Origin of the sequence: Herbaspirillum sp. alder98 (assembly GCF_020179755.1) — a bacterium.
GTDB lineage: Bacteria > Pseudomonadota > Gammaproteobacteria > Burkholderiales > Burkholderiaceae_D > Herbaspirillum.
In genome coordinates this window covers 1-21,145 of the sequence record NZ_JAIUCY010000011.1, presented here as the reverse complement: position 1 = coordinate 21,145, position 21,145 = coordinate 1, and the positions used below count along the sequence as shown (strand labels likewise).

The 21,145-nt window shown below is 63.3% G+C and carries 21 protein-coding genes; 16 read left to right on the top strand and 5 right to left on the bottom strand.

Features of this window, described 5'->3' with window-relative positions; translation table 11 throughout:
* Positions 1–220: 220 nt before the first annotated feature.
* From urtA to LBW87_RS20010, 13 genes are all read left to right on the top strand, one after another.
* Positions 221–1,474 (top strand): urea ABC transporter substrate-binding protein, encoded by a 1,254-nt coding sequence (gene urtA / locus LBW87_RS20070; protein ID WP_008120030.1) that lies wholly within the window; start codon positions 221–223, stop codon positions 1,472–1,474.
* A 166-nt stretch (positions 1,475–1,640) separates the two neighbouring features.
* Positions 1,641–3,257, top strand: a complete 1,617-nt coding sequence (gene urtB / locus LBW87_RS20065; RefSeq protein WP_225203242.1) for an urea ABC transporter permease subunit UrtB — start codon at positions 1,641–1,643, stop codon at positions 3,255–3,257.
* Positions 3,254–4,363 carry an urea ABC transporter permease subunit UrtC gene (gene urtC / locus LBW87_RS20060; protein ID WP_225203241.1) on the top strand — a complete coding sequence of 370 codons (1,110 nt, stop codon included), beginning with the start codon at positions 3,254–3,256 and terminating at the stop codon, positions 4,361–4,363. Before urtB ends, urtC begins: the two co-directional genes overlap by 4 nt.
* Positions 4,360–5,217 (top strand): urea ABC transporter ATP-binding protein UrtD, encoded by an 858-nt coding sequence (gene urtD, locus LBW87_RS20055; RefSeq protein WP_225203240.1) that lies wholly within the window; start codon positions 4,360–4,362, stop codon positions 5,215–5,217. Before urtC ends, urtD begins: the two co-directional genes overlap by 4 nt.
* Positions 5,218–5,220: 3 nt before the next feature.
* On the top strand, positions 5,221–5,919 hold the full coding sequence (urtE, locus tag LBW87_RS20050; RefSeq protein WP_225203239.1) for an urea ABC transporter ATP-binding subunit UrtE: 699 nt from the start codon (positions 5,221–5,223) through the stop codon (positions 5,917–5,919).
* A gap of 65 nt (positions 5,920–5,984) precedes the next feature.
* Complete coding sequence (locus LBW87_RS20045) at positions 5,985–6,869, top strand: urease accessory protein UreD (RefSeq protein ID WP_225203238.1); 885 nt, start codon at positions 5,985–5,987, stop codon at positions 6,867–6,869.
* Between the two features lie 51 nt (positions 6,870–6,920).
* Positions 6,921–7,223 carry an urease subunit gamma gene (locus tag LBW87_RS20040; RefSeq protein WP_008120043.1) on the top strand — a complete coding sequence of 101 codons (303 nt, stop codon included), beginning with the start codon at positions 6,921–6,923 and terminating at the stop codon, positions 7,221–7,223.
* A 15-nt stretch (positions 7,224–7,238) separates the two neighbouring features.
* Positions 7,239–7,568, top strand: a complete 330-nt coding sequence (locus LBW87_RS20035; RefSeq protein WP_225203237.1) for an urease subunit beta — start codon at positions 7,239–7,241, stop codon at positions 7,566–7,568.
* Between the two features lies 1 nt (position 7,569).
* The gene (gene ureC / locus LBW87_RS20030) at positions 7,570–9,270 is read left to right on the top strand and encodes an urease subunit alpha (protein ID WP_225203236.1); all 1,701 of its coding nucleotides are present in this window, start codon (positions 7,570–7,572) and stop codon (positions 9,268–9,270) included.
* 18 nt (positions 9,271–9,288) lie between these two features.
* A complete protein-coding gene (ureE, locus tag LBW87_RS20025; protein ID WP_225203235.1) occupies positions 9,289–9,819 on the top strand; it encodes an urease accessory protein UreE in 531 nt (176 codons plus the stop codon).
* Positions 9,820–9,835: 16 nt separating this feature from the next.
* Positions 9,836–10,516, top strand: coding sequence for an urease accessory protein UreF (locus LBW87_RS20020; RefSeq protein ID WP_225203234.1), 681 nt, complete (start codon positions 9,836–9,838; stop codon positions 10,514–10,516).
* A gap of 36 nt (positions 10,517–10,552) precedes the next feature.
* Positions 10,553–11,185, top strand: a complete 633-nt coding sequence (gene ureG, locus LBW87_RS20015) for an urease accessory protein UreG (RefSeq protein WP_225203233.1) — start codon at positions 10,553–10,555, stop codon at positions 11,183–11,185.
* Between the two features lie 45 nt (positions 11,186–11,230).
* The gene (locus tag LBW87_RS20010; protein WP_225203232.1) at positions 11,231–11,854 is read left to right on the top strand and encodes a HupE/UreJ family protein; all 624 of its coding nucleotides are present in this window, start codon (positions 11,231–11,233) and stop codon (positions 11,852–11,854) included.
* A gap of 27 nt (positions 11,855–11,881) precedes the next feature.
* Here LBW87_RS20010 and glpD read toward each other — a convergent pair whose 3' ends face one another.
* The 5 genes from glpD to phnD all read right to left on the bottom strand — a co-directional run bounded on the left by glpD (position 11,882) and on the right by phnD (position 16,976).
* Entirely contained in the window at positions 11,882–13,417 is a 1,536-nt protein-coding gene (gene glpD, locus LBW87_RS20005) for a glycerol-3-phosphate dehydrogenase (RefSeq protein WP_225203231.1), read from the bottom strand.
* A 43-nt stretch (positions 13,418–13,460) separates the two neighbouring features.
* The gene (gene phnE, locus LBW87_RS20000) at positions 13,461–14,294 is read right to left on the bottom strand and encodes a phosphonate ABC transporter, permease protein PhnE (RefSeq protein WP_225203230.1); all 834 of its coding nucleotides are present in this window, start codon (positions 14,292–14,294) and stop codon (positions 13,461–13,463) included.
* Entirely contained in the window at positions 14,287–15,090 is an 804-nt protein-coding gene (phnE, locus tag LBW87_RS19995) for a phosphonate ABC transporter, permease protein PhnE (RefSeq protein ID WP_225203229.1), read from the bottom strand. The genes phnE (LBW87_RS20000) and phnE (LBW87_RS19995) overlap by 8 nt, the downstream gene beginning before the upstream one ends.
* Positions 15,087–15,857, bottom strand: a complete 771-nt coding sequence (phnC, locus tag LBW87_RS19990; RefSeq protein ID WP_225203228.1) for a phosphonate ABC transporter ATP-binding protein — start codon at positions 15,855–15,857, stop codon at positions 15,087–15,089. The genes phnE (LBW87_RS19995) and phnC overlap by 4 nt, the downstream gene beginning before the upstream one ends.
* Before the next feature lie 129 nt (positions 15,858–15,986).
* A complete protein-coding gene (gene phnD, locus LBW87_RS19985; RefSeq protein ID WP_225203227.1) occupies positions 15,987–16,976 on the bottom strand; it encodes a phosphate/phosphite/phosphonate ABC transporter substrate-binding protein in 990 nt (329 codons plus the stop codon).
* Positions 16,977–17,233: 257 nt separating this feature from the next.
* Here phnD and LBW87_RS19980 point away from each other — a divergent pair, with 257 nt between their 5' ends.
* From LBW87_RS19980 to LBW87_RS19970, 3 genes are read left to right on the top strand one after another with little or no spacing between them, the layout of a single operon-like run.
* Positions 17,234–17,917: a response regulator transcription factor gene (locus tag LBW87_RS19980; RefSeq protein WP_225203226.1), complete on the top strand. Its 684-nt coding sequence runs from the start codon at positions 17,234–17,236 to the stop codon at positions 17,915–17,917.
* Positions 17,918–17,920: 3 nt separating this feature from the next.
* Positions 17,921–19,339, top strand: a complete 1,419-nt coding sequence (locus LBW87_RS19975; RefSeq protein ID WP_225203225.1) for a sensor histidine kinase — start codon at positions 17,921–17,923, stop codon at positions 19,337–19,339.
* A gap of 34 nt (positions 19,340–19,373) precedes the next feature.
* A complete protein-coding gene (locus LBW87_RS19970; RefSeq protein WP_225203224.1) occupies positions 19,374–20,573 on the top strand; it encodes a J domain-containing protein in 1,200 nt (399 codons plus the stop codon).
* Positions 20,574–21,145 lie beyond the last annotated feature (572 nt).

Here is a 21,145-nt window from a genome sequence, read left to right as displayed (position 1 = left end):
GAGTGGTGAATCACTCTTTGCCATGCATGTCATGTCGACAAAAAATCCCCCGTTTGGTGCGCAAAATTGCGTTCATTGACAACATATCCGATCACCCCGGCCCCCTTGCGCGCCCCGCTTTGATGCACGCCTGCACCGGGGCTCTGCCATTGGCACGCATTCTGCTATGAACGCTTGGCAGTCAAAAAAAATGTGTCCAACTTTTCACGAGGGAGCATCCATGTCACGTCGTAACGTACTGAAAGCAACTGCACTCGGCGCCTTCGCGCTCGCCGCTTCTTCCTGGCTGCCCTCCGCCTTCGCGGCGGACACCATCAAGGTCGGCATCCTGCACTCCCTCTCTGGCACGATGGCCATCTCCGAGACTTCGCTCAAGGACGTGGCATTGATGACAATCGAAGAAATCAACGCCGCCGGCGGCGTCAATGGCAAGAAACTGGAACCGGTGATCGTCGACCCGGCCTCCAACTGGCCGCTGTTTGCCGAGAAGGCACGCCAGCTGATCTCGCAGGACAAGGTGTCGGTGGTGTTCGGCTGCTGGACCTCGGTCTCGCGCAAGTCGGTGTTGCCGGTCTTCAAGGAATTGAACAGCCTGCTGTTCTACCCGGTGCAGTACGAAGGTGAAGAGCTGGAAAAGAACGTGTTCTATACCGGCGCCGCACCGAACCAGCAGGCCATCCCCGCCACCGAATACCTGATGTCGAAGGAAGGCGGCGGCGCCAAGCGTTTCGTGCTGCTGGGCACCGACTACGTGTATCCGCGCACCACCAACAAGATCCTGCGCGCTTTCCTGCATAGCAAGGGCGTGAAGGATTCGGACATCGACGAGGTCTATACCCCGTTCGGTCACTCCGACTACCAGACCATCGTGGCCAACATCAAGAAGTTCTCGGCCGGTGGCAAGACCGCCGTGATCTCGACCATCAATGGCGACTCCAACGTGCCGTTCTACAAGGAACTGGGCAACGCCGGCCTGAAGGCGACCGACGTGCCGGTGGTGGCGTTCTCGGTGGGTGAAGAAGAACTGCGCGGCGTCGACACCAAGCCGCTGGTGGGCCACCTGGCCGCCTGGAACTACTTCGAATCGGTGAAGAATCCGGTCAACACCGCCTTCATCAAGAAGTGGAAGGCCTATGCCAAGGCCAAGAACCTGCCTAACGCCGACACCGTCGTGACCAACGATCCGATGGAAGCCACCTACGTGGGCATCTACATGTGGAAGCAGGCCGTGGAAAAGGCCAAGACCACCGACACCGACAAGGTGATCGCCGCCATGGGTGGCCAGAAGTTCAAGGCGCCGTCCGGCTATGAACTGGAAATGGACAAGACCAACCATCACCTGCACAAACCAGTGATGATCGGCGAAATCAAGGCCGACGGTCAGTTCAACGTGGTCAACAAGACCAAGACCACCATCCGCGCGCAACCGTGGAGCCCGTACATTCCGGGTAACGAAGGCAAGCAGAAGATGTAATCGGCTTGCCGGCTGCGCGTCGATGATGCGCAGCCGGCCCCGGGCATTGCAGGGCGATGCCCGGGGTGCAGGACCCACCACGACAAAAAAGCCGCATACCGACCGCTCCGTGTTCCGGCACCCGCTTTCCGTGCCCGGCCCCTGCGCGTCGCAGCGCAACACGATAATGAAACCAGCCATCCAGTTCTTGCGCGTCCTGCTTGCGACGTGGCTCTGCGCGCATGCGCTTGCCGCCTCCGCCGCGATCGACCCCGCACTGTTGAAGCCACTGGGGGGAGACGACCCCGACGCCCGCATTGCGGCGGTCAACCAGATCGCCGCCCTGGCCACCGACGACGCCGTGCGCGTGCTCAAGGCCTTGAACAGCGAGGCACTGTACGCCACGCCGGGCGGCCAGGTGCTGATCGTCGACGACGCCGGCAATGCCTTCGATCCCGCCACCGACAAGACCGCGCCGGCGCCTGATGATGCCGAAGGCATCACCATCAACAACCGGCTGCGCGGCGCCGTCGATGGCGCACTGTCGGGCCTGAAGTTGCTGTCGGCCAACCGCGACGAGCGCATGGCCGCCGCCATCGACCTGCTCAAGAGCGCCGATCCGGCCCAGCTGCCGCTGATCCAGAAAGCGCTGGCCAAGGAAAACGACGCCCAGGTCAAGGACATCCTGCAACAGGTGCAAGCCACCGCCAACCTGCACGCGCCGGACCCGGTCACCCGCCGCGCCGCCGTCAAGACGCTGGCCGAGACCACCAATGCCGCGCTCAAGCCGGCGCTGGAACAACTGCTGGCCAAGAACCCTGACGGCAGCTACGCCGAAGCCGACGAAGGCGTGCGCATCGAGGCGGTGCGCACCCTGGCCGCGCTGGATCGCCACCTGTCCATCGTCGACTTCGCCGGCAAGCTGTTCTACGGCATATCGCTGGGCAGCGTGCTGTTGCTGGCCGCGCTGGGCCTGGCGATCACCTTCGGCCTGATGGGCATCATCAACATGGCGCACGGCGAACTGCTGATGATCGGCGCCTACACCACCTACGTGTGCCAGATGGTGTTTCGCAAGTTCTTCCCCGGTGCCATCGATGCCTACCTGGTGGTGGCGCTGCCGGCAGCCTTCATCGTCGCCGCCGCCGTCGGCATCGCGCTGGAGCGGCTGGTGATTCGCTGGCTCTACGGAAGGCCGCTGGAAACCCTGCTCTGCACCTGGGGCATCAGCCTGATGCTGATGCAAGGCGTGCGATCGATCTTCGGCGCCCAGAACGTCGAAGTGGCCAACCCCAGCTGGATGTCGGGCGGGGTCACCGTACTGGGTTCGCTGGTGCTGTCGTACAACCGCATCGTGATCGTGTTCTTTGCGCTGTTCGTGGTGCTGGCGGTCTGGCTGATCCTCAACAAGACGCGCCTGGGGCTGTTCGTGCGGGCGGTCACCCAGAACCGTCGCATGGCTTCGTGCGTGGGCGTATCGACCGGGCGCATCGACATGATGACCTTCGGCCTCGGCTGCGGCATCGCCGGCCTGGGCGGCGTGGCGCTGTCGCAGCTGGGCAATGTCGGCCCCGACCTGGGGCAGGGTTATATCGTCGACTCGTTCATGGTGGTGGTGCTGGGGGGCGTGGGCCAGCTGGCTGGCACCGTGATCGCCGCCTTCGGACTGGGCGAGGTCAATAAATTCCTGGAACCGGTGGCCGGCGCGGTGCTGGCCAAGATCGCCATCCTGGTGTTCATCATCGTTTTCATCCAGAAGCGTCCGCAAGGCCTCTTCGCACTCAAGGGCAGGAGCGTCGAATGATTATCCGACCTTCATTGTTTTCGCGGCCGGCCTGGACCGGCATCGTGGTGTGCACCGTCGTGCTGGCGCTGCTGCCGATCTGCAACCTGATCTTCCCGGCCGACAGCGCGCTGCACGTGTCGAGCTACACCATCGCCCTGACCGGCAAGTTCATGTGCTACGCCATGGCGGCGCTGGCGCTGGACCTGGTGTGGGGCTATACCGGCATCCTGTCGCTGGGCCACGGTGTGTTCTTTGCGCTGGGCGGCTATGCGCACGGCATGTACCTGATGCGCGCCATCGGCCGCGATGGCGTCTACCAGAGCAACCTGCCGGACTTCATGGTGTTTCTCAACTGGAAGGCCTATCCGTGGTACTGGTGGATGACCGAGCACTTCTGGTTCGCCATGCTGCTGGTGGTGCTGGTGCCGGGCCTGCTGGCGTTCGTGTTCGGTTATTTTGCCTTCCGCTCGCGCATCAAGGGCGTGTACTTCTCGATCATCACGCAGGCCATGACGTTTGCCTTCATGCTGCTGTTCTTCCGCAACGACACCGGCTTCGGCGGCAACAACGGCTTCACCGACTTCAAGCGCATCCTCGGTTTTACCATCACCGCGCCCGGCACCAAGGCCGCGCTCTACCTGGTCACGCTGGTGTTGCTGCTGGGCGCGCTGCTGCTGTGCCGCCTGATCGTCACCTCCAAACTGGGGCGCGTGCTGCAGGGCGTGCGCGATTCGGAATCGCGCCTGATGTTCATCGGCTACAACCCGCTGTGGTTCAAGCTCTTCGTGTGGACCCTGTCGGCCGTGATCTGCGGTATTGCCGGCGCCTTGTATGTACCGCAGGTGGGCATCATCAATCCGTCCGAGATGTCGCCGGCGAACTCCATCGAGATGGTGATCTGGGCCGCCGTCGGCGGACGCGGATCGCTGCTGGGACCGATCATCGGCGCCTTTACCGTCAATGGCCTCAAGAGCTGGTTCACGGCGGCCTTCCCCGACCTCTGGCTGTATGCGCTGGGCCTGATCTTCATCCTGGTCACGCTGTTCATGCCGCAGGGGATCGTGGGCCTGATTCAAAAACTGAAGAAGCCAGACGCAGCACCGGCGTCCAAGGAGGCCGCATGAGCGAACTGACGCCCAACAAGTTGTCGACCGGCAGCGGCGGCCAGGATAGCCCGCACGCCGACCACGGCACTTCCTACGAGCGCATCAAACCCGAAGGCGTCGATACCACCCACGGCGCCATCCTGTACCTGGAAAACATCACGGTCTCGTTCGATGGCTTCAAGGCCATCAACAACCTCAACCTCGACATCTCGGTGGGCGAGCTGCGCTGCATCATCGGCCCCAACGGCGCCGGCAAGACCACCATGATGGACGTGATCACGGGCAAGACGCGGCCGACCGCCGGCACCGCTTTCTTCGGCCAGACCATCGACCTCACGCGCATGACCGAATATGAAATCGCGCACGTGGGCATCGGTCGCAAGTTCCAGCGGCCGACGGTGTTCGAGCAGCATTCGGTGTTCGAAAACCTGGAACTGGCGATGAAGATGGACAAGCGCGTCAAGACCACGCTGTTCGCGCGCCTGAACTCGGAACAGGTCGGCAAGATCGACGAGATCCTGCGACTGATCCGCCTCAACGGCCAGGAAAATCGCATGGCCGGGCTGCTCTCGCACGGCCAGAAGCAATGGCTGGAGATCGGCATGCTGCTGATGCAGGAGCCGCAGTTGCTGTTGCTGGACGAACCGGTGGCCGGCATGTCCGACGCCGAGACCGCGCGCACCGCCGAATTGCTCAACGAGCTGCGCGGCAAGCATTCGATCATGGTGGTCGAACACGACATGGGCTTCGTCGAGGAAATCGCCCAGGGCGGCAAGGTCACCGTATTGCACGAGGGTTCGGTGCTGGCCGAGGGCAACATGCAGCAGGTGCAGTCCAACGAACGCGTCATCGAAGTCTATCTGGGGCGATAACACATGTTGCAAGTGACTCAACTCAACCAGTACTACGGCGCGGCGCATACCTTGCGCGGGGTGTCGATCTCGGTCGAAAAAGGCAAGTGCCTGTCGCTGCTGGGGCGCAATGGCGTGGGCAAGACCACGCTGCTGAAGTGCCTCATGGGCGTGTTGCCGGTGGCAGCCGGCAATGTCGTGTTCGAAGGCCAAGACATCACTAAACTGAAACCCCACCAGCGCGCCAAGCTGGGCGTGGCCTATGTGCCGCAGGGGCGCGAGATCTTCGCGCGCCTGACGGTGGAAGAAAATCTGTTGATGGGCATGGCCACCAAGTCGGGCCGCCGCGCCTCGACCATCAAGGGCGAGGTCTACGAACTGTTTCCGGTGTTGAAGGAAATGCTGCACCGGCGCGGCGGCGACCTCTCCGGCGGCCAGCAGCAGCAGTTGGCCATCGCCCGCGCCTTGCTGGCCGAACCCAAGCTGATCATCCTGGACGAACCGACCGAGGGTATCCAGCCATCGATCATCAAGGACATTGGGCGCGTCATCAGCCTGCTGCGTCAGCGGGGCGACATCGGCATCCTGCTGTGCGAGCAGTATTTCGATTTTGCACGTGAGCTGGCCGATACCTTCGTGGTGATGTCGCGCGGCGAAGTAGTGGCCTCGGGCGTGCAGGCCGAGATGGACGGCGAGCACGTCAAGAAGCATCTGGCCGTGTAAGGCATCGGGCCGGGCAGCTTGCGCTACACTCGCGGCTGCCGCCCACCATCGCATCGATAACCCGTATGAAACGAATTTCCGGCCAGGCAGAACCCGTCGTGACAGCTGCTTCCGAAGCGCGCCATGCGCCGGACCAGGCACGCCTGGCGCTCGGCTTTACCGATGACGGCGGGGTCACCCGCCTGACGCGGCGCCAGCACTTCGGCCCCTTGCGGGTACAGAAACCCCTGTACCCCGAGCACGCCTCGGTGTGTCACGCCGTGATCGTGCATCCGCCCGGCGGCATCGTCGGCGGCGACCAGCTCGACATCAGCGCCGAGGTGGGCGCCGGCGCCCATGCATTGCTGACAACGCCGGGCGCGGGCAAGTGGTATCGCGCCCATGGCCGCCAGTCGCAGCAGGCCGTGCGCCTGCAGGCGCAGGCCGGCGCCACGCTGGAATGGCTGCCGCAGGAAACCATCTTCTTCGACGCCGCCGATGTGCGCATGACGCATGAGGTCGAGCTGGCCGCCGATGCGGCCTACATCGGCGCCGAGATCCTGTGCTTTGGCCGCACCGCGTCGGGCGAGGTGTTCCAGCGCGGCAGCGTGGCCCAGCGCACCAGCATCCGCCGTGGCGGCAAGCTCGTATGGTTCGAACAAGGCCGCCTGCAGGCCGAACAGGGCGCCATGACAGGCCCCCTGGCGCTGGACGGCCAGACCATCTGCGCCACGCTGGTGGCGGTGGGCGACGGCATGGACAATGCCCTGCTGTCGCAATTGCGCCAGCACATCGATGCGCTGGGCCTGGAAGGGCGCAGCGGCGCCACGTTGATGAAGCAGGTGCTGGTGGCGCGCTACATGGGACAATCCAGCCTGGTCGCGCGCCAGTGGTTGCATGCGGCATGGCATGTGCTGCGCCCGGCGGTGCTGGCGCGACAGGCGGCTATCCCGCGTATCTGGAATACCTGAACCATCCGATTATCTTAGACTGCTATGGCCGCATGACGGCCGGGAGCCAACATGGATCTGACCCCGAGAGAAAAAGACAAGCTGCTGATCTTTACCGCCGCGTTGCTGGCCGAACGGCGTCGCGCGCGCGGCCTCAAGCTCAACTATCCCGAGGCGGTGGCGCTGATCACCGCCGCCATCATGGAAGGCGCGCGCGATGGCAAGACGGTGGCCGAACTGATGTCCGAGGGCGCCACCATCCTGACCCGCGCCGACGTGATGGAGGGCATCGCCGAGATGATCCCCGACATCCAGGTCGAGGCGACCTTCCCGGATGGCAGCAAGCTGGTCACCGTGCACAATCCGATTCCCTGATTCCAGGAGCTCTTGATGATTCCAGGCGAAATGCTGGTCGAACCCGGCGAGATCGAACTCAACGCGGGACGTCCGACGGCCACCGTGACGGTGGCCAACAGCGGCGACCGGCCGATACAGGTGGGTTCCCATTTCCATTTCTACGAGACCAACCCGGCGTTGCTGTTCGAACGCCATGTGGCTTACGGCATGCGGCTCAACATCGCGGCCGGCACTGCGGTGCGCTTCGAGCCGGGCCAGCAGCGCACGGTGGAGCTGGTGGCGCTGGCAGGGGACCGTCGCGTGTACGGCTTCAATGCGCTGGTGATGGGCCGGCTTAAGAAACAACTCGACAAGGGGCAATGAGATGAGCAGGATTTCCCGTTCGGCCTATGCCGAGATGTTCGGCCCCACCGTGGGCGACCGCGTGCGCCTGGCCGATACCGAACTGTTCCTGGAGGTGGAAAAGGACTTCACCATCTATGGCGAAGAGGTGAAGTTCGGCGGCGGCAAGGTGATCCGCGACGGCATGGGCCAGTCGCAACGTGCTTACGCCGACGTGATGGACACCGTCATCACCAATGCCCTCATCGTTGACCACTGGGGCATCGTCAAGGCCGACATCGGCATCAAGAGCGGCAAGATCGCCGGCATCGGCAAGGCCGGCAACCCCGACATCCAGCCGGGCGTGACCATGGCCATCGGCGGCGCCACCGAGATCATCGCCGGCGAAGGCATGATCGTCACCGCCGGCGGCATCGACAGCCACATCCATTTCATCTGCCCGCAGCAGATCGAAGAGGCGTTGATGAGCGGCGTCACCACCATGCTCGGCGGCGGCACCGGCCCCGCCGTGGGCACTGCCGCGACCACCTGCACGCCCGGTCCGTGGCACATCCATTCGATGCTGGCGGCAGCCGACGCCTTCCCGATGAACCTGGGCTTCCTGGGCAAGGGCAACGTCAGCCTGCCGCTGCCGCTGGAAGAACAGATCAACGCCGGCGCCATCGGCCTCAAGCTGCACGAGGACTGGGGTTCGACCCCGGCCGCCATCGACAACTGCCTGACCGTGGCCGACCGCATGGATATCCAGGTGGCGATCCATACCGACACCCTCAACGAGGGCGGTTTCCTGGAGCACACCCTGGCTGCGTTCCGCGATCGCACCATCCATACCTTCCACACCGAAGGCGCCGGCGGCGGCCACGCACCGGATATCATCGCCGCCGTCGGCCAGGGCAATGTGCTGCCGTCGTCGACCAACCCGACGCGTCCGTTCACGGTCAACACGCTCGACGAGCACCTCGACATGCTGATGGTGTGCCATCACCTCGACCCGGCCATTGCCGAGGACATCGCCTTTGCCGAGTCGCGCATCCGGCGCGAGACCATCGCCGCCGAGGATATCCTGCACGACATCGGCGCCATCTCGATGATGTCGTCGGACTCGCAGGCCATGGGGCGGGTGGGCGAAGTCATCATGCGCACCTGGCAGACCGCGCACAAGATGAAGGTGCAGCGCGGATCGCTGGCCGAGGATCCGTCGCGCAACGATAACTTCCGCATCAAGCGCTACATCGCCAAGTACACCATCAACCCGGCGATCACCCACGGCATCTCGCACGTGGTGGGTTCGCTGGAGATCGGCAAGATCGCCGACATCGTGCTGTGGAAGCCGGCCTTCTTCGGCGCCAAGCCATCGATGATCCTCAAGAGCGGCATGATCGCGGCGGCCCAGATGGGTGACCCCAATGCGTCCATCCCGACCCCGCAGCCGGTGCATTACCGGATGATGTTCGGCGCCTTCGGCGGCGGCTTGAAGACGTCGCTGACGTTCGTCTCGCAGGCCGCCTTCAATGCCGGCATCGGTGAACAGCTCAAGCTCAACAAACCCGTGGTGGCGGTCAAGAACATGCGCCACCTGCGCAAGCGCGACATGATCCACAACGGCGCCACGCCGAAGATGGAAGTCGACTCCGAGACCTATGAAGTGCGCGCCGATGGCGAGCTGCTGGTGTGCGAGCCGGCCGTCTCATTGCCGCTGGCGCAACGATACTTTTTGTTCTGATTGATTCACGACCACCTCATGCTGACACTCAATACCAAGATCGAACAGGCCGACCAGATCGACGGCGAACTGGTGCTGCCCTACGACCAGCGCGAAAAGAGCCGCCTGCGCGCCACCATGACCTCAGGCGAAGATGTCGCCGTCTTCACCCTGCGCGGCACGGTGCTGCGCCATGGCGACCTGCTGCGCGGCGACGATGGCCGCGTGGTGAAGATCACGGCGGCGGCCGAAGCCACCTACCGGGTCGATGCCAGCGATGCGCATCTATTGCTGCGCTGCGCTTTCCACCTGGGCAATCGCCACACGCAAGCCCATATCGGCCATGAGGCCGGAGTGGGGTTCCTGCGTATCCGGCGCGATCCGGTGCTCAAGGAAATGCTGGAAGGCCTGGGCGCGCAGGTGCGTGAAGAGCAGGCCGCATTCGAGCCCGAGTCGGGCGCCTATGGCGGCGGTCATCACCATCATGGCGACGACCATCACCACAACCCGCTGGCGCCGATCCCGCTGCGCCAGAAGATCCACCGCCCCGGCGACAAGCAGGACAGCTGAGGCCATGGTCGAGTCGATGCAAGCGACCGCCTTGCTGCATCTGCTGCAGTTGGCCAGCCCATCGCTGCCGATCGGCGGCTACAGCTATTCGCAAGGGCTGGAGGCGGCCATCGAAAGCGGCCGGGTCAATACCGAAGCCAGCGCCAGGAACTGGATCGTGCAGGCATTGCACGAAGTGATGGCGCGCTTCGAGGCGCCGATCTTCTGCCGCCTGGTGCGCGCCTTCGAGTTGCGCGATGCGGATCAGGTGGCGCTATGGACCGAGCGCTTCGTGGCGGCCCGGGATACCTCCGAGTTTCGCGCCGAGACGATACAGATGGGCTATTCGCTGGGCAAGCTGGCGACCGACCTGAAGCTGGGCGACGAGGCGCTGGTAGCGATACTGCAGTCGCAGCCCGAGGTGCCGTTGCCGACCGCGCTCGCGTTTGCCGCGGTGACGCTGCAGGTGCCGTGCGAGGCGGCGCTGCTGGGCATGCTGTTTTCGTGGGCCGAGAACCAGGTGCTGGCGTGCGTGAAAACGGTGCCGCTGGGCCAGGTCGCGGGCCAGCGCATCTTGTTATCCTTGCGTGCCGAACTGGAACAGGCGGCAACCCAGGCGCATGCGCTGGACGACGACGAGCTGTCGAACTGGTCGCCCGGCCTGTCGCTGCTGTCGATGCAGCATGAAGTGCAATACAGCCGGATCTACCGTTCCTGATGCAATACGTTTCAATTACCAGAGAGATTTAGAGACATGAGCAATTCCACCCCCAATCCGCTGCGCGTCGGCATCGGCGGCCCGGTCGGTTCCGGCAAGACGGCATTGTGCGAAATGCTGTGCAAGCGCATGCGCGACCACTACGACATGGCGGTCATCACCAATGACATCTATACCAAGGAAGACATGGAGATCCTGCTGCGCGCCGATGCGTTGCCAGCGGAGCGCCTGATGGGCGTGGAAACCGGTGGCTGCCCGCATACCGCCATTCGCGAGGATGCCTCGATCAACCTCGAAGCGATCGCCCGCATGAGCGCGGACTTTCCCGACCTCGACCTGATCCTGGTCGAGTCCGGCGGCGACAACCTGGCCGCCACCTTCAGCCCGGAACTGTCCGACCTGACCATCTACGTGATCGACGTCGCCGGCGGCGAGAAGATTCCGCGCAAGGGCGGCCCCGGCATCACCCGCTCGGACTTGCTGATCATCAACAAGACCGATCTGGCCCCCTACGTGGGCGCGAATCTGGATATCATGGCGGCCGATGCCAAACGCATGCGAGGTGACCGGCCCTTCGTGTTCACCAACCTGCGCAGCGGCGACGGTGTGGAGACCGTGATCGACTACATCCGCAAGCAAGGCCTGCTCGACCAGAAACCCGGCGCCTGAGCCACATCGAAGAACAACCCCGCGAAAGATTCACCAGGAGAAAACATGTCTGCCATTTCGACCAAGATGTTGACCACAAACCGCGCACGCCTGGGCGTGCTGGCCTTGACCGCGCTGGCCGCCGGCAGCGCCCTGGCGCACCCCGGCCATCCGGATTCGGTGATGAATGCCAGCGCCAGCTTCGGCGCCGGCTTCGAGCACCCGTTCTCGGGCATCGATCACCTGCTGGCGATGCTGGCAGTGGGCCTGTGGGCGGCGCAGAACAAGCAGCGCGCACTGTGGGTGCTGCCGCTGGCGTTTCCGCTGATGATGGTGGTGGGCGCCTTGCTGGCGGTGGCCGGCCTGTCGCTGCCGGGCGTGGAGACCGGGATTGCTGCCTCGGTGGCGGTACTGGGTCTGTTGATCGCGTTTGCGGTGCGCCTGCCGTTGTGGGGCAGCACCCTGGTGGTGTCGCTGTTCGCGCTGTTCCACGGCTATGCGCACGGCACCGAATTGCCGCATGGCTCGATGGCCGCCCTGTATGGCGCCGGCTTCGTGCTGGCCACGGCCATCCTGCACGCAGCAGGCTTGATCGTGGGCGTGGTGGCCGGCCGTCAGATGGCCGACCGCGTGGTGCGCATCGGCGGCGTCGGCATCGCCGCCGTGGGCGCTTACCTGCTGGCGGCCTGATCCACCAGCGGCCAGGGCCGGTGCAGATTAAATCTGCGCGGCCAGCCAGCCATCCAGCAGGGCCGCGCTGCCCGCAGGCAGATGCAGGCCGAGCTTGGAGCGGCGCCACAGGATATCGGCAGCGCAGGTAGCCCATTCGTGCTGCTGCAGATACTTCACCTCGGCGGCAAACAGCCCGTCGAGAATCTGATCTCCCATGTCTTGCAACGATGTGCAGCCGTCCAGCAGCTGATGGACCCGGCTGCCATAGGCGCGCGCATAGCGCTGCAGCAGCGCCGGCGACAGCCAGCTATAACGTGCCTGCAATTGCTGCACGAAGCCATCGAATTCACGCACCGAACGATTGTCGGGCTTGGGACCGAACAGGTCGCCGCCGGGCAGGCAGGCGTTGGCCGTCCATGGACCACGCTGGTTGCCGAGCGTGGGCGCGATCAGGTCGACCGCCTCTTCGGCCAGCTTGCGGAAGGTGGTGATCTTGCCGCCGAAGACCGATAACAGCGGGGCGCCGTCGGTATTGAGATCGAGCTGGTAGTCGCGGGTCACCGCAGAGGCATCGGCGGCGGCGTCTTCCAGCAGCGGCCGCACCCCGGAATAGGACCACACCACGTCGCCGGGACTGATGGGGCGACTGAAATAGCGGTTGGAGAGGGTGCACAGGTAGTCGATCTCTTCTTCCGAGATGACCACGTTCTCGGTCGGTCCCTGGTATTCGACGTCGGTGGTGCCGATGAGCGTGAAGTCGCGCTCATACGGAATCGCAAAGACGATGCGACCATCGGGATTCTGGAAGATATAGGCGTGGTCATGTTCGAACAGGCGGCGCACCACGATGTGGCTGCCCTTGATCAGGCGTACCGACTTGGTCGAGCGCACTTGCGCGGCTTCCCCCAGGAAGCGCGCCACCCAGGGGCCGGCCGCATTGACCGCGCCCCGTGCGCGCACGGTGCTGACGCTGCCATCGGCATGCTGCAGCTCGGCCAGCCAGGCGCCATCTTCGCGCTTGAGCGAGGTGCAGCGCGTACGGGTGAAGACGCGCGCACCCTGGTCGGCCGCGCCCAGCGCATTGAGCACCACCAGCCGGGCGTCGTCGACCCAGCCGTCGGAATACACGAAGCCACGCTTGAACTGGGGCTTGAGCGGCGCACCGGAGGCATGCCGACGCAGGTCGAGCGTGCGCGAGCCGGGCAGCAGTTCGCGCCGCGCCAGGTGGTCATACAGGAACATGCCCAGGCGGATCAGCCAGGCCGGCCGCTGGCCTTCGTCGTGCGGCATGACGAAGCGCATCGGCCACATGATGTGCGGCGCGCTGCGCAACAGCACTTCGCGTTCGATCAGCGCCTTGCGCACCAGGCCGAATTCGTAATGCTCGAGATAGCGCAGGCCGCCGTGGATCAACTTGCTCGACGACGACGAGGTATGTGCGGCCAGGTCGTGCTGTTCGCACAGCACCACCGACAGGCCGCGACCGGCGGCGTCGCGCGCGATGCCGGCGCCATTGATGCCGCCGCCCACCACCAGCAGGTCGCAGTCATGATGGTTGGATTGTTTGTGTTCTTCTTGCATGACCAGAAATGTTAGTGATGGACGACTGTTACTGCGTCAAAACTCAGAGCACGCGCTTGCGGATCTGCGTCACGGCCACTTCGGTGACGATCACGATGGCAAAGATCGACACCAGCACCGTCGCCACGCGCGGCCACTGGAACAGGTTCAGGGCGGTATCGAGCACCATGCCCACGCCACCGGCGCCGACGATGCCCAGCACGGCCGATTCACGCACGTTGATGTCCCAGCGCAGCAGCACGATGGACATGAAGGCGGGCTTCAACTGCGGCCAGTAACCATACCAGATCTCAGAAAACTTGCTGGCGCCGGACGCTTGCAGGGCTTCGATCGGGCCACGCGGCATCTGTTCGATGGTTTCGCCGGCCATTTTGCCGACAAAGCCGATCGAGCGGAAGGCGATGGCCAGCATGCCCGCCAGCGGTCCCGGTCCGAAGATAGCCAGGAACAGCAGCGCCCACACCAGCGAATTGACCGAGCGGCTGGCCACCAGCACCACCCGCGCAAACAGGTTCAGGCCGCGATGACGGGTGAGGTTGGGCGCCACCAGCAGACCGAACGGAATGGCCAGCACGATCGCCAGCAAGGTGCCCAGGGTGGCGATATGCAGGGTCTCGATCAGGCCGGCCTGGACGTCGCTGGCAAAGTAGGCCCAGTCGACCGGCCACATACGGGACAGCATGTCGCTCATCTGTTCCGGCGCGTCGTACAGGAACTCCGGGATGATCTCGATGTAGCGCATCGATTGCACGACGGCCACGGCGATGACCAGCCACACGGCAAAGCGCAGCAGGCGCTGGCCCAGCGTGTGGCGCTGCCATTCGCGCTCGGCAGGGCTCAGCGCGACGGCGGGGGTGCGCAAGGTGGTATCAGACATTGAAGACCTTCTTGACCGAATTCGCCAGCAGTTCGCCGACGACGATGATAGTGATGATGGTGAGCAGGATGGTCAGCACGAAGTCGTAGTCGAAGCGCTGGAACGCCGAGAACAACACGCCACCCACGCCACCGGCGCCGACGATGCCGACCATGGTGGAGTTACGCAGGTTGGAGTCGAGCTGGTAGGTCGAGAAGCCGACGAAGCGCGACAGCACCTGTGGCAGCACGCCGAACAGGATTACGTTCATGAACGAGGCGCCGGTGGCGCGAATCGCTTCGACCTGCTTGATCGAGATTTCTTCGATGGCTTCGGCGAACAGCTTGCCGATGAAGCCGATCGAGGCCACGATCAGCGCCAGCACCCCGGCCAGCGCACCGAAGCCGACCGCCTTGACGAACAGGATGGCGACGATCACCGGGTGCAGCGAACGGCAGACCGACACGAATGCGCGCGCCGGCCACGAGATCCAGGCGGGCATCAGGTTGCGCGCGCCCATCAGGCCGATCGGCAACGAGAACAGGATGCCGAACAGCGACGCCAGCACGGCGATCTGCAGGGTCTCCTTGATGCCGCCCCAGAGAATGTCGCCCTTGCTGACGTCAGGCGGGAACATGCGCGCCAGGAACTTGGCGCCATTGCCCAGGCCCGACGAGAAACGCTCCCACGAGAAACCGAGCTGGGTCGCGGCATAGACAGCGTAGGCCAGGATCAGCCAGATCACGATGCGGGTCGTCAGCTGCGGACGAAACGCCAGGCTGACCCGGGCAGGGGAAGAGGTGGTGGTCGCGCTCATGCCAGCCAGTCCTCGCCGCCGTAGATCTGCTTGAGGAAATCATCGCTCAGGTTCTCGGCATTGCCGTCATAGACGACGTGACCACCGGACATGCCGATGATGCGGTCGGCATAGCGCTTGGCCAGCTCGACGTCGTGGATGTTGACGATCACCGGGATCTGCTGGGCGCGCCCCTGCTCCTTGAGCAGCGAGATGATCTCGAACGAGGTCTTGGGGTCCAGCGACGACGTCGGTTCATCCGCCAGCAGCAGGCGCGGACGCTGCATCAGTGCGCGGGCGATACCGACCCGTTGGCGCTGGCCGCCCGACAAGGCGTCGGCGCGCTGGTTGGCAAAGTTGCCCAGGCCGACGGTGTCGAGCAATTCGAAGGCATGCGCGATGTCTTCCTTGGCGAAATTGCGACGCCATGCGGTCCAGGCGCCGACATAGCCGAGGCGACCGCAGAGCAGGTTTTCCATCACGGTCAGGCGCTCCACCAGGTTGTATTCCTGGAACACCATGCCGATGTGACGACGGCTTTCGCGCAGGGCGCGGCCGCGCAGCTCGGCCAGGTTGACGCGACGGCCTTCGCTTTCGAACCAGATCGCGCCGCGGCTGGGGTCGACCAGGCGATTGATGCAGCGGATCAGGGTCGACTTGCCCGTGCCCGACGGGCCGATGATGGCGACCAGGCCGGCGTCGCCGATCTTCAGGTCGATGCCTTTGAGGATGGGATGGCCAGGCTTGTATTCCTTGACCAGGCCCTGGATTTCGATGGCGTGTGACATGGGCGGAGCTTTCTATCGATGACTGCGGCCCGGCTGCGGGATGCAGACGGCCGCGACCCGGGCTTGCGCCCTGGGTCGTAGTGCGTTTTTGTTACGGATATTGCTGGCAGGTATTGCGCGGGTGGCGAATTACTTCTTGCCCGAGTTCTGCTTGTCGTAGGCAGCGCGGTTGAAGGACTCGCCGGCGGTATGGGCCACGAAGCGCACCATCTCGAAGTCCTTCTTGTAGTTGATCGGGTAGAAACGATCTGCGCCTGCAAACGCCTTCTTGAGCTCATCGGTGAAACGATAGTCGTAGAAGCACTTGAGCATCTTGTCGCGGAAGACCGGTTCCAGGTCGTGCGCGTAGGCGAAGTCCTGGGTCGGGAATTTCTCGCTGCGCCAGATGACGCGGAAGTTGTCGGCCTTGATCACGCCACGCTCGATCATGCGATCGAACACGTCCGAGGCGACGGCGGCGGCATCGTAGTCACCCGAGTTCACGCCCAGGATCGACTGGTCATGCTTGCCCGAGAAGATCGGCTTGTAATCCTTTTCAGGCGTCACGCCCAGCTTGGGGAACAGGGCCATCGGCGCCATGTGGCCGGAATTGGACGATGGCGCGGTGTGCGCGACCTTCTTGCCCTTCAGGTCGCTCATCTTCTGGATCGGGCTGTCCTTGCGCACGATCACGTTCACGGTGTAGCCCTGGTAGCCCTTTTCGTCACCGATCACGGCGAACGGCACGGCGCCGGCGATGTTCACGGCAAAGTTGGTCGGTCCTGGCGAGAAGCCACCCACGTGCAGGCGGCCGGAGCGCATCGCTTCGATTTCGGCGGCATTGGACTGCACCTGGAAGAACACGACCTTCTTGGCGGTACATTGCGCCAGGTAGTCGGTGAAAGGCTTGAAGATCTTGTCGTAGACGGCCGGATCTTCGACCGGGGTGAAGGTGAACACCAGAGTGTTGGGGGTCTTCAGCTTCTTCGGGTCGGTCGGGGTGTCGGCCGTCAGGTCTTTGTTGGCATCGCAGTACTGCTGGTCGAGATCGCCACGGTTGGTGCAGGCATCCTGCGCGAAGGCGATCGCCGGGGCAGTGAGTGCCAGGGCGAGCAGGGTCTTGATCAGACGCTGGGTCATGCTGTCTCCTAGAGGTTTGTAATAGTTGTCCGGTCCGCATCTAACTGCCAGCCTGGACGTGAGCGGGAGTTTAGGTGAGCGCCGCCTTCTTTGCCACCGTGCAGAGCCGCAAAAACCGGGGTTTTCTTGCAGCCTGCTTTCACAAGCTTTCATTCTGCTTTCAGAGGTGCAGGGCCGGCGGCGATGGCGGGGCTCGCACCACGGCGCGATTGGCGGTATAAAGGCGGCTGTTCCCTTATTGAGGCGAGGCCGCAACGATGCATATCCTGCTGGTGGAAGACGATATCGACATGTCGCGCGCGTTGCTGCGGGCGCTGGAGCGACGCGACTTCCAGGTCACGCATTGCGCCGACGGCATCAGTGCGCTCTCGCATATCAAGGATGGTATCGGCGACCTGGTGGTGCTGGACCTGAACATTCCCGGGCTGGATGGCTTGCATCTGTTGCAACGGATCCGCTCGCAGGACATCCACACTCCGGTCATCGTGCTGACCGCACGTGGCGCGGTGGGCGACCGGGTGGTGGGCCTGAACGCCGGCGCCGACGATTACCTGGCCAAGCCGTTCGACCTGGACGAGCTCGATGCCCGCATTAGGGCGCTGCTGCGCCGTCGCAGCAATGCCGAAGACAGCGGGCTGCGCTGCGCACGGCTGCGGCTGGACCGCAGCTCGGGCGCTTTCTACTGCGACGACGAGGCGCTCGAATTCACGCCGCGCGAACATACCCTGCTCAAGACGCTGATTGCCAAGCCAGGCCATGCGGTGACCAAGGAGCGCTTGTTCCGGCTGGTATTTCCGATGGAAGAAAACACCCAGATCGAAGCCATCGAGGTGGTAGTCCACCGCTTGCGCAAGAAGCTGGTCCCGACCGGGACCGAGATCATGACGCTGCGCGGGCTGGGTTATCTGCTGCGCGCGCGCCCGGACCAGGGCGAAGGCTGATCGATGCGGCTGCTGTCTCGACGTCGTTCTTCGGTGCGCAGCTATCTGCTGGCGTGGATCATCTCGCCGATTGCGCTGTTCATCGTGATCGATTCATTCTCGCTTTATCGCAATACGCTGGAGTCGGTCAACACGGCCTATGACCGGATGCTGGTGGCATCGGTGCACTCGATCGGCGACCTGCTGCGCATCGAGAACGGCGAGCTGAAGGCGTCGCTGCCGTACGCGGCGCTGGAGATCTACGAGGCCGATTATTCGAGCCGCATGATCTATCGGATCAATGATCTCGACGGCAAGTTCTTTGATGGCGATGACGATTTGCCGGCCTACCAGGGACGGCGCGACCAGGCCGCTATCTATCCCTCGCTGGCGCATATCTACGAAGATACCTATAACGGGGTGCCGGTGCGGGTGGCGGCCCTGTTCCAGCCGGTGGTGACCAATGGGCCGCATGGCGCGGCGCTGGTGCAGGTGGCCGAGACCATGGAAAACCGCAGCGCCCTGGCGCGCAAGATCTTCTGGGAAACCCTGCTGCGCCAGGCCGCGCTGCTGGTGGTGATCGTGTCGGTGACGCTGTATGTGGTGTCGCGGGCATTGCAACCGGTCGATGCGCTGCGGCGTCAGCTTGATGAACGTTCGGCCGACGACTTGTCGCCGGTCGACCCGCCGTTGGCGCCGCGCGAGCTGCAGCCCTTCATCAAGGCGCTCAATGAACTGATGGCGCGCTTGCGCCGGCTGCTGGACCATCAGCAGCGCTTCGTGGCGAATGCCTCGCATCAGTTGCGCACACCGCTGGCGGTGCTGAAGACGCAACTGCAGTCGGGCCTGCGGGGCGACGCGCCGCCGCACGTGATCCTGGGCGAGATGTCGGGCACGGTCGAGCGGGCCACGACGCTGGCCAACCAGCTGCTCTCGCTGGCCAAGGTAGAGCAGCTGCGCGGACGCGGGGTGCAGGAAGTCTGCGATCTTGCCATGCTGGCGCGCGAGACGGCGGTCGACCTGTCGCCGCTGATTGCCGAGAAGAGCCTCGATTTCGAGCTGGATGGCGACAAGGTGTTCGTCATGGGACATCCGTGGATGGTGGGCGAGCTGGTGTCGAACCTGCTCCACAATGCCATCCGCCACACGCCCGAGCGGGGGCGCCTGGGCATACGCATCCGGCAATTCGATGGCCGCGCGGAATTGCTGGTGTGGGACAGCGGCGGCGGCATATCGGATGATGCGATGGAGACGGTGTTCAAGGCATTCTCGTCCAGCGGCTCTTCGTCGGGTGGCCTGGGGCTGACCATCTGCGGCGAGATCGTCGATTCGATGGGCGCCGCGATCCGACTGCATAACCGCTACGAAGGAGGCAGCCAGTTCTGCCGGGGGCTCAATGCGAGTGTGTCCTTTGCGGCGGTCAGCGAGCCGCGTTCTGGCTGAGCGATTGGCGTCGCTGACGGCGACGCTTTCCTGATTGGCGCATCGCACCTTGGTACACTGCGAGCTGGCTTCACCATACTTATTCTTCATGACCGCGTCCGATTCCAAAGCCGTATCACTGACGGCGCTTTCTTCTTCCGGCTCGGGCCTGTCCAAGGACCAGAAGGCTTTCAACGCCTTGCTCAGGCAGATCGAGCAACGACGCGATCTGCTGGCGACCTGGGAACAGGTAAGCGCCGAATCCCAACCGGTGTATGTGCAGAAGCTGCTGCCTCTGCGCACACGCTTCACGACGCTGTCGGTCGAGCTGATCTTCAAGCTGGACGCCCAGTTCGATCATGACAAGCTGAGCTTGTCCGATCGGCAGGCAATATCGGCGCTGATTCTCCATCTGCTGGAGAGCCATGGTGATGACGTCGGCGACGAGGCGCAGCTCAAGGCACTCTATAACCGGCATTCGGGCTCGGACTTCGATCACGACATGACGCTTGAGGTAGAGGAATTGAAGGCGCATATGGAGGCGATGTTCGGCGAGTCGCTGGGTGACGATCTCGACATGAGTTCGCCAGACGAGGTCATGGCACGCGCCCGCGCCAAGATGGCGGAATACCAGGCCAGGGAAGAGGCCAAGAAGGCGGCCAGGGCGGAGCGCAAGACTGCGCGCTCAGGCTCGGCCAAGGCGGATGCGGCGGCGGCACGACGTGAGGCCGCGCAGGCTGAATTGACGCAATCGCTGCGAGATATCTATCGCAAGCTGGCCAGTGCATTGCATCCCGACCGTGAGCCTGATGAACAACTGCGAGTGCGCAAGACCGAGATGATGCAGTCGCTCAACGCGGCTTATGAAAAGCAGGACCTGCTGCATCTGCTGGAGTTGCAGATCCAGTTGCAGCAGATCGACCAGCATGCACTCAATGATCTGGGCGATGCGCGTCTTAAGCATTACAACAAGCTGCTGAAGGAGCAGGCCACTGATCTTGAACGCGAGTTATTGATGACGGAGGACAGGTTCAGGGCCATCTACGGCATTCATTCCCCGCAGCGGCTTACACCGAATTCGGCCAAACAGTTCCTGCATCTGGAGATTGTGCGCATGCAGGATTCCATTGACGGCGTGACGCATGATCTGGAGATGTTTGCTGATCTCAAGTTATTCAAGCGCTGGCTCAAGGAGATGAAGAGGGGCATCAAGGAGGCAGCGGCCTATGACCAGCGGGACGGCTTTTCGTATTGATCTGTTGATGTTTTGATTGGCGTTGAAAGATGCGAGTTCATAGAACGTGGGCTGAGATTTTTTTCTGTTTGATACGCTATCTTTTTTGAAGGGATCTCTGTTTGAGATCCCTTTTTTATTTTCAGGAAGCAGGGTTGTTGATACATGGGGGACGACGCTGGGTACTGACGTGCGTCAGTACGACGGCGCTGGAAGGTTGTTAGTGTCTGGTTGTGATGCCGACGACGTGCAAGCTGAGCACAGGAAGTGGATTGTGATGCCAGCGGTGTACTAGCTGGGCTCAGGAAGTAGGTTGTTAGTAATGGGTGGTGTGGTGGACTCGCTATGCGGGTAGCGATGAATAAGTTATCAACACCCTCGTCGTGCCGGCGAAGGCCGGTACCCGGGGTCTTTTAGTGTTTCAGCAGAGGGGATGGGGGATATGTCGAGGTAGCGGCATTGAGGGGATACAAAGCGGCCGCGCAAAAGCAAACACCCCACCCTCGTCAGAGGATGGGGTGATGCAGAATACTAGCCTGACGATGACCTACTTTCACACTGGTTGCAGCACTATCATCGGCGCGAAGTCGTTT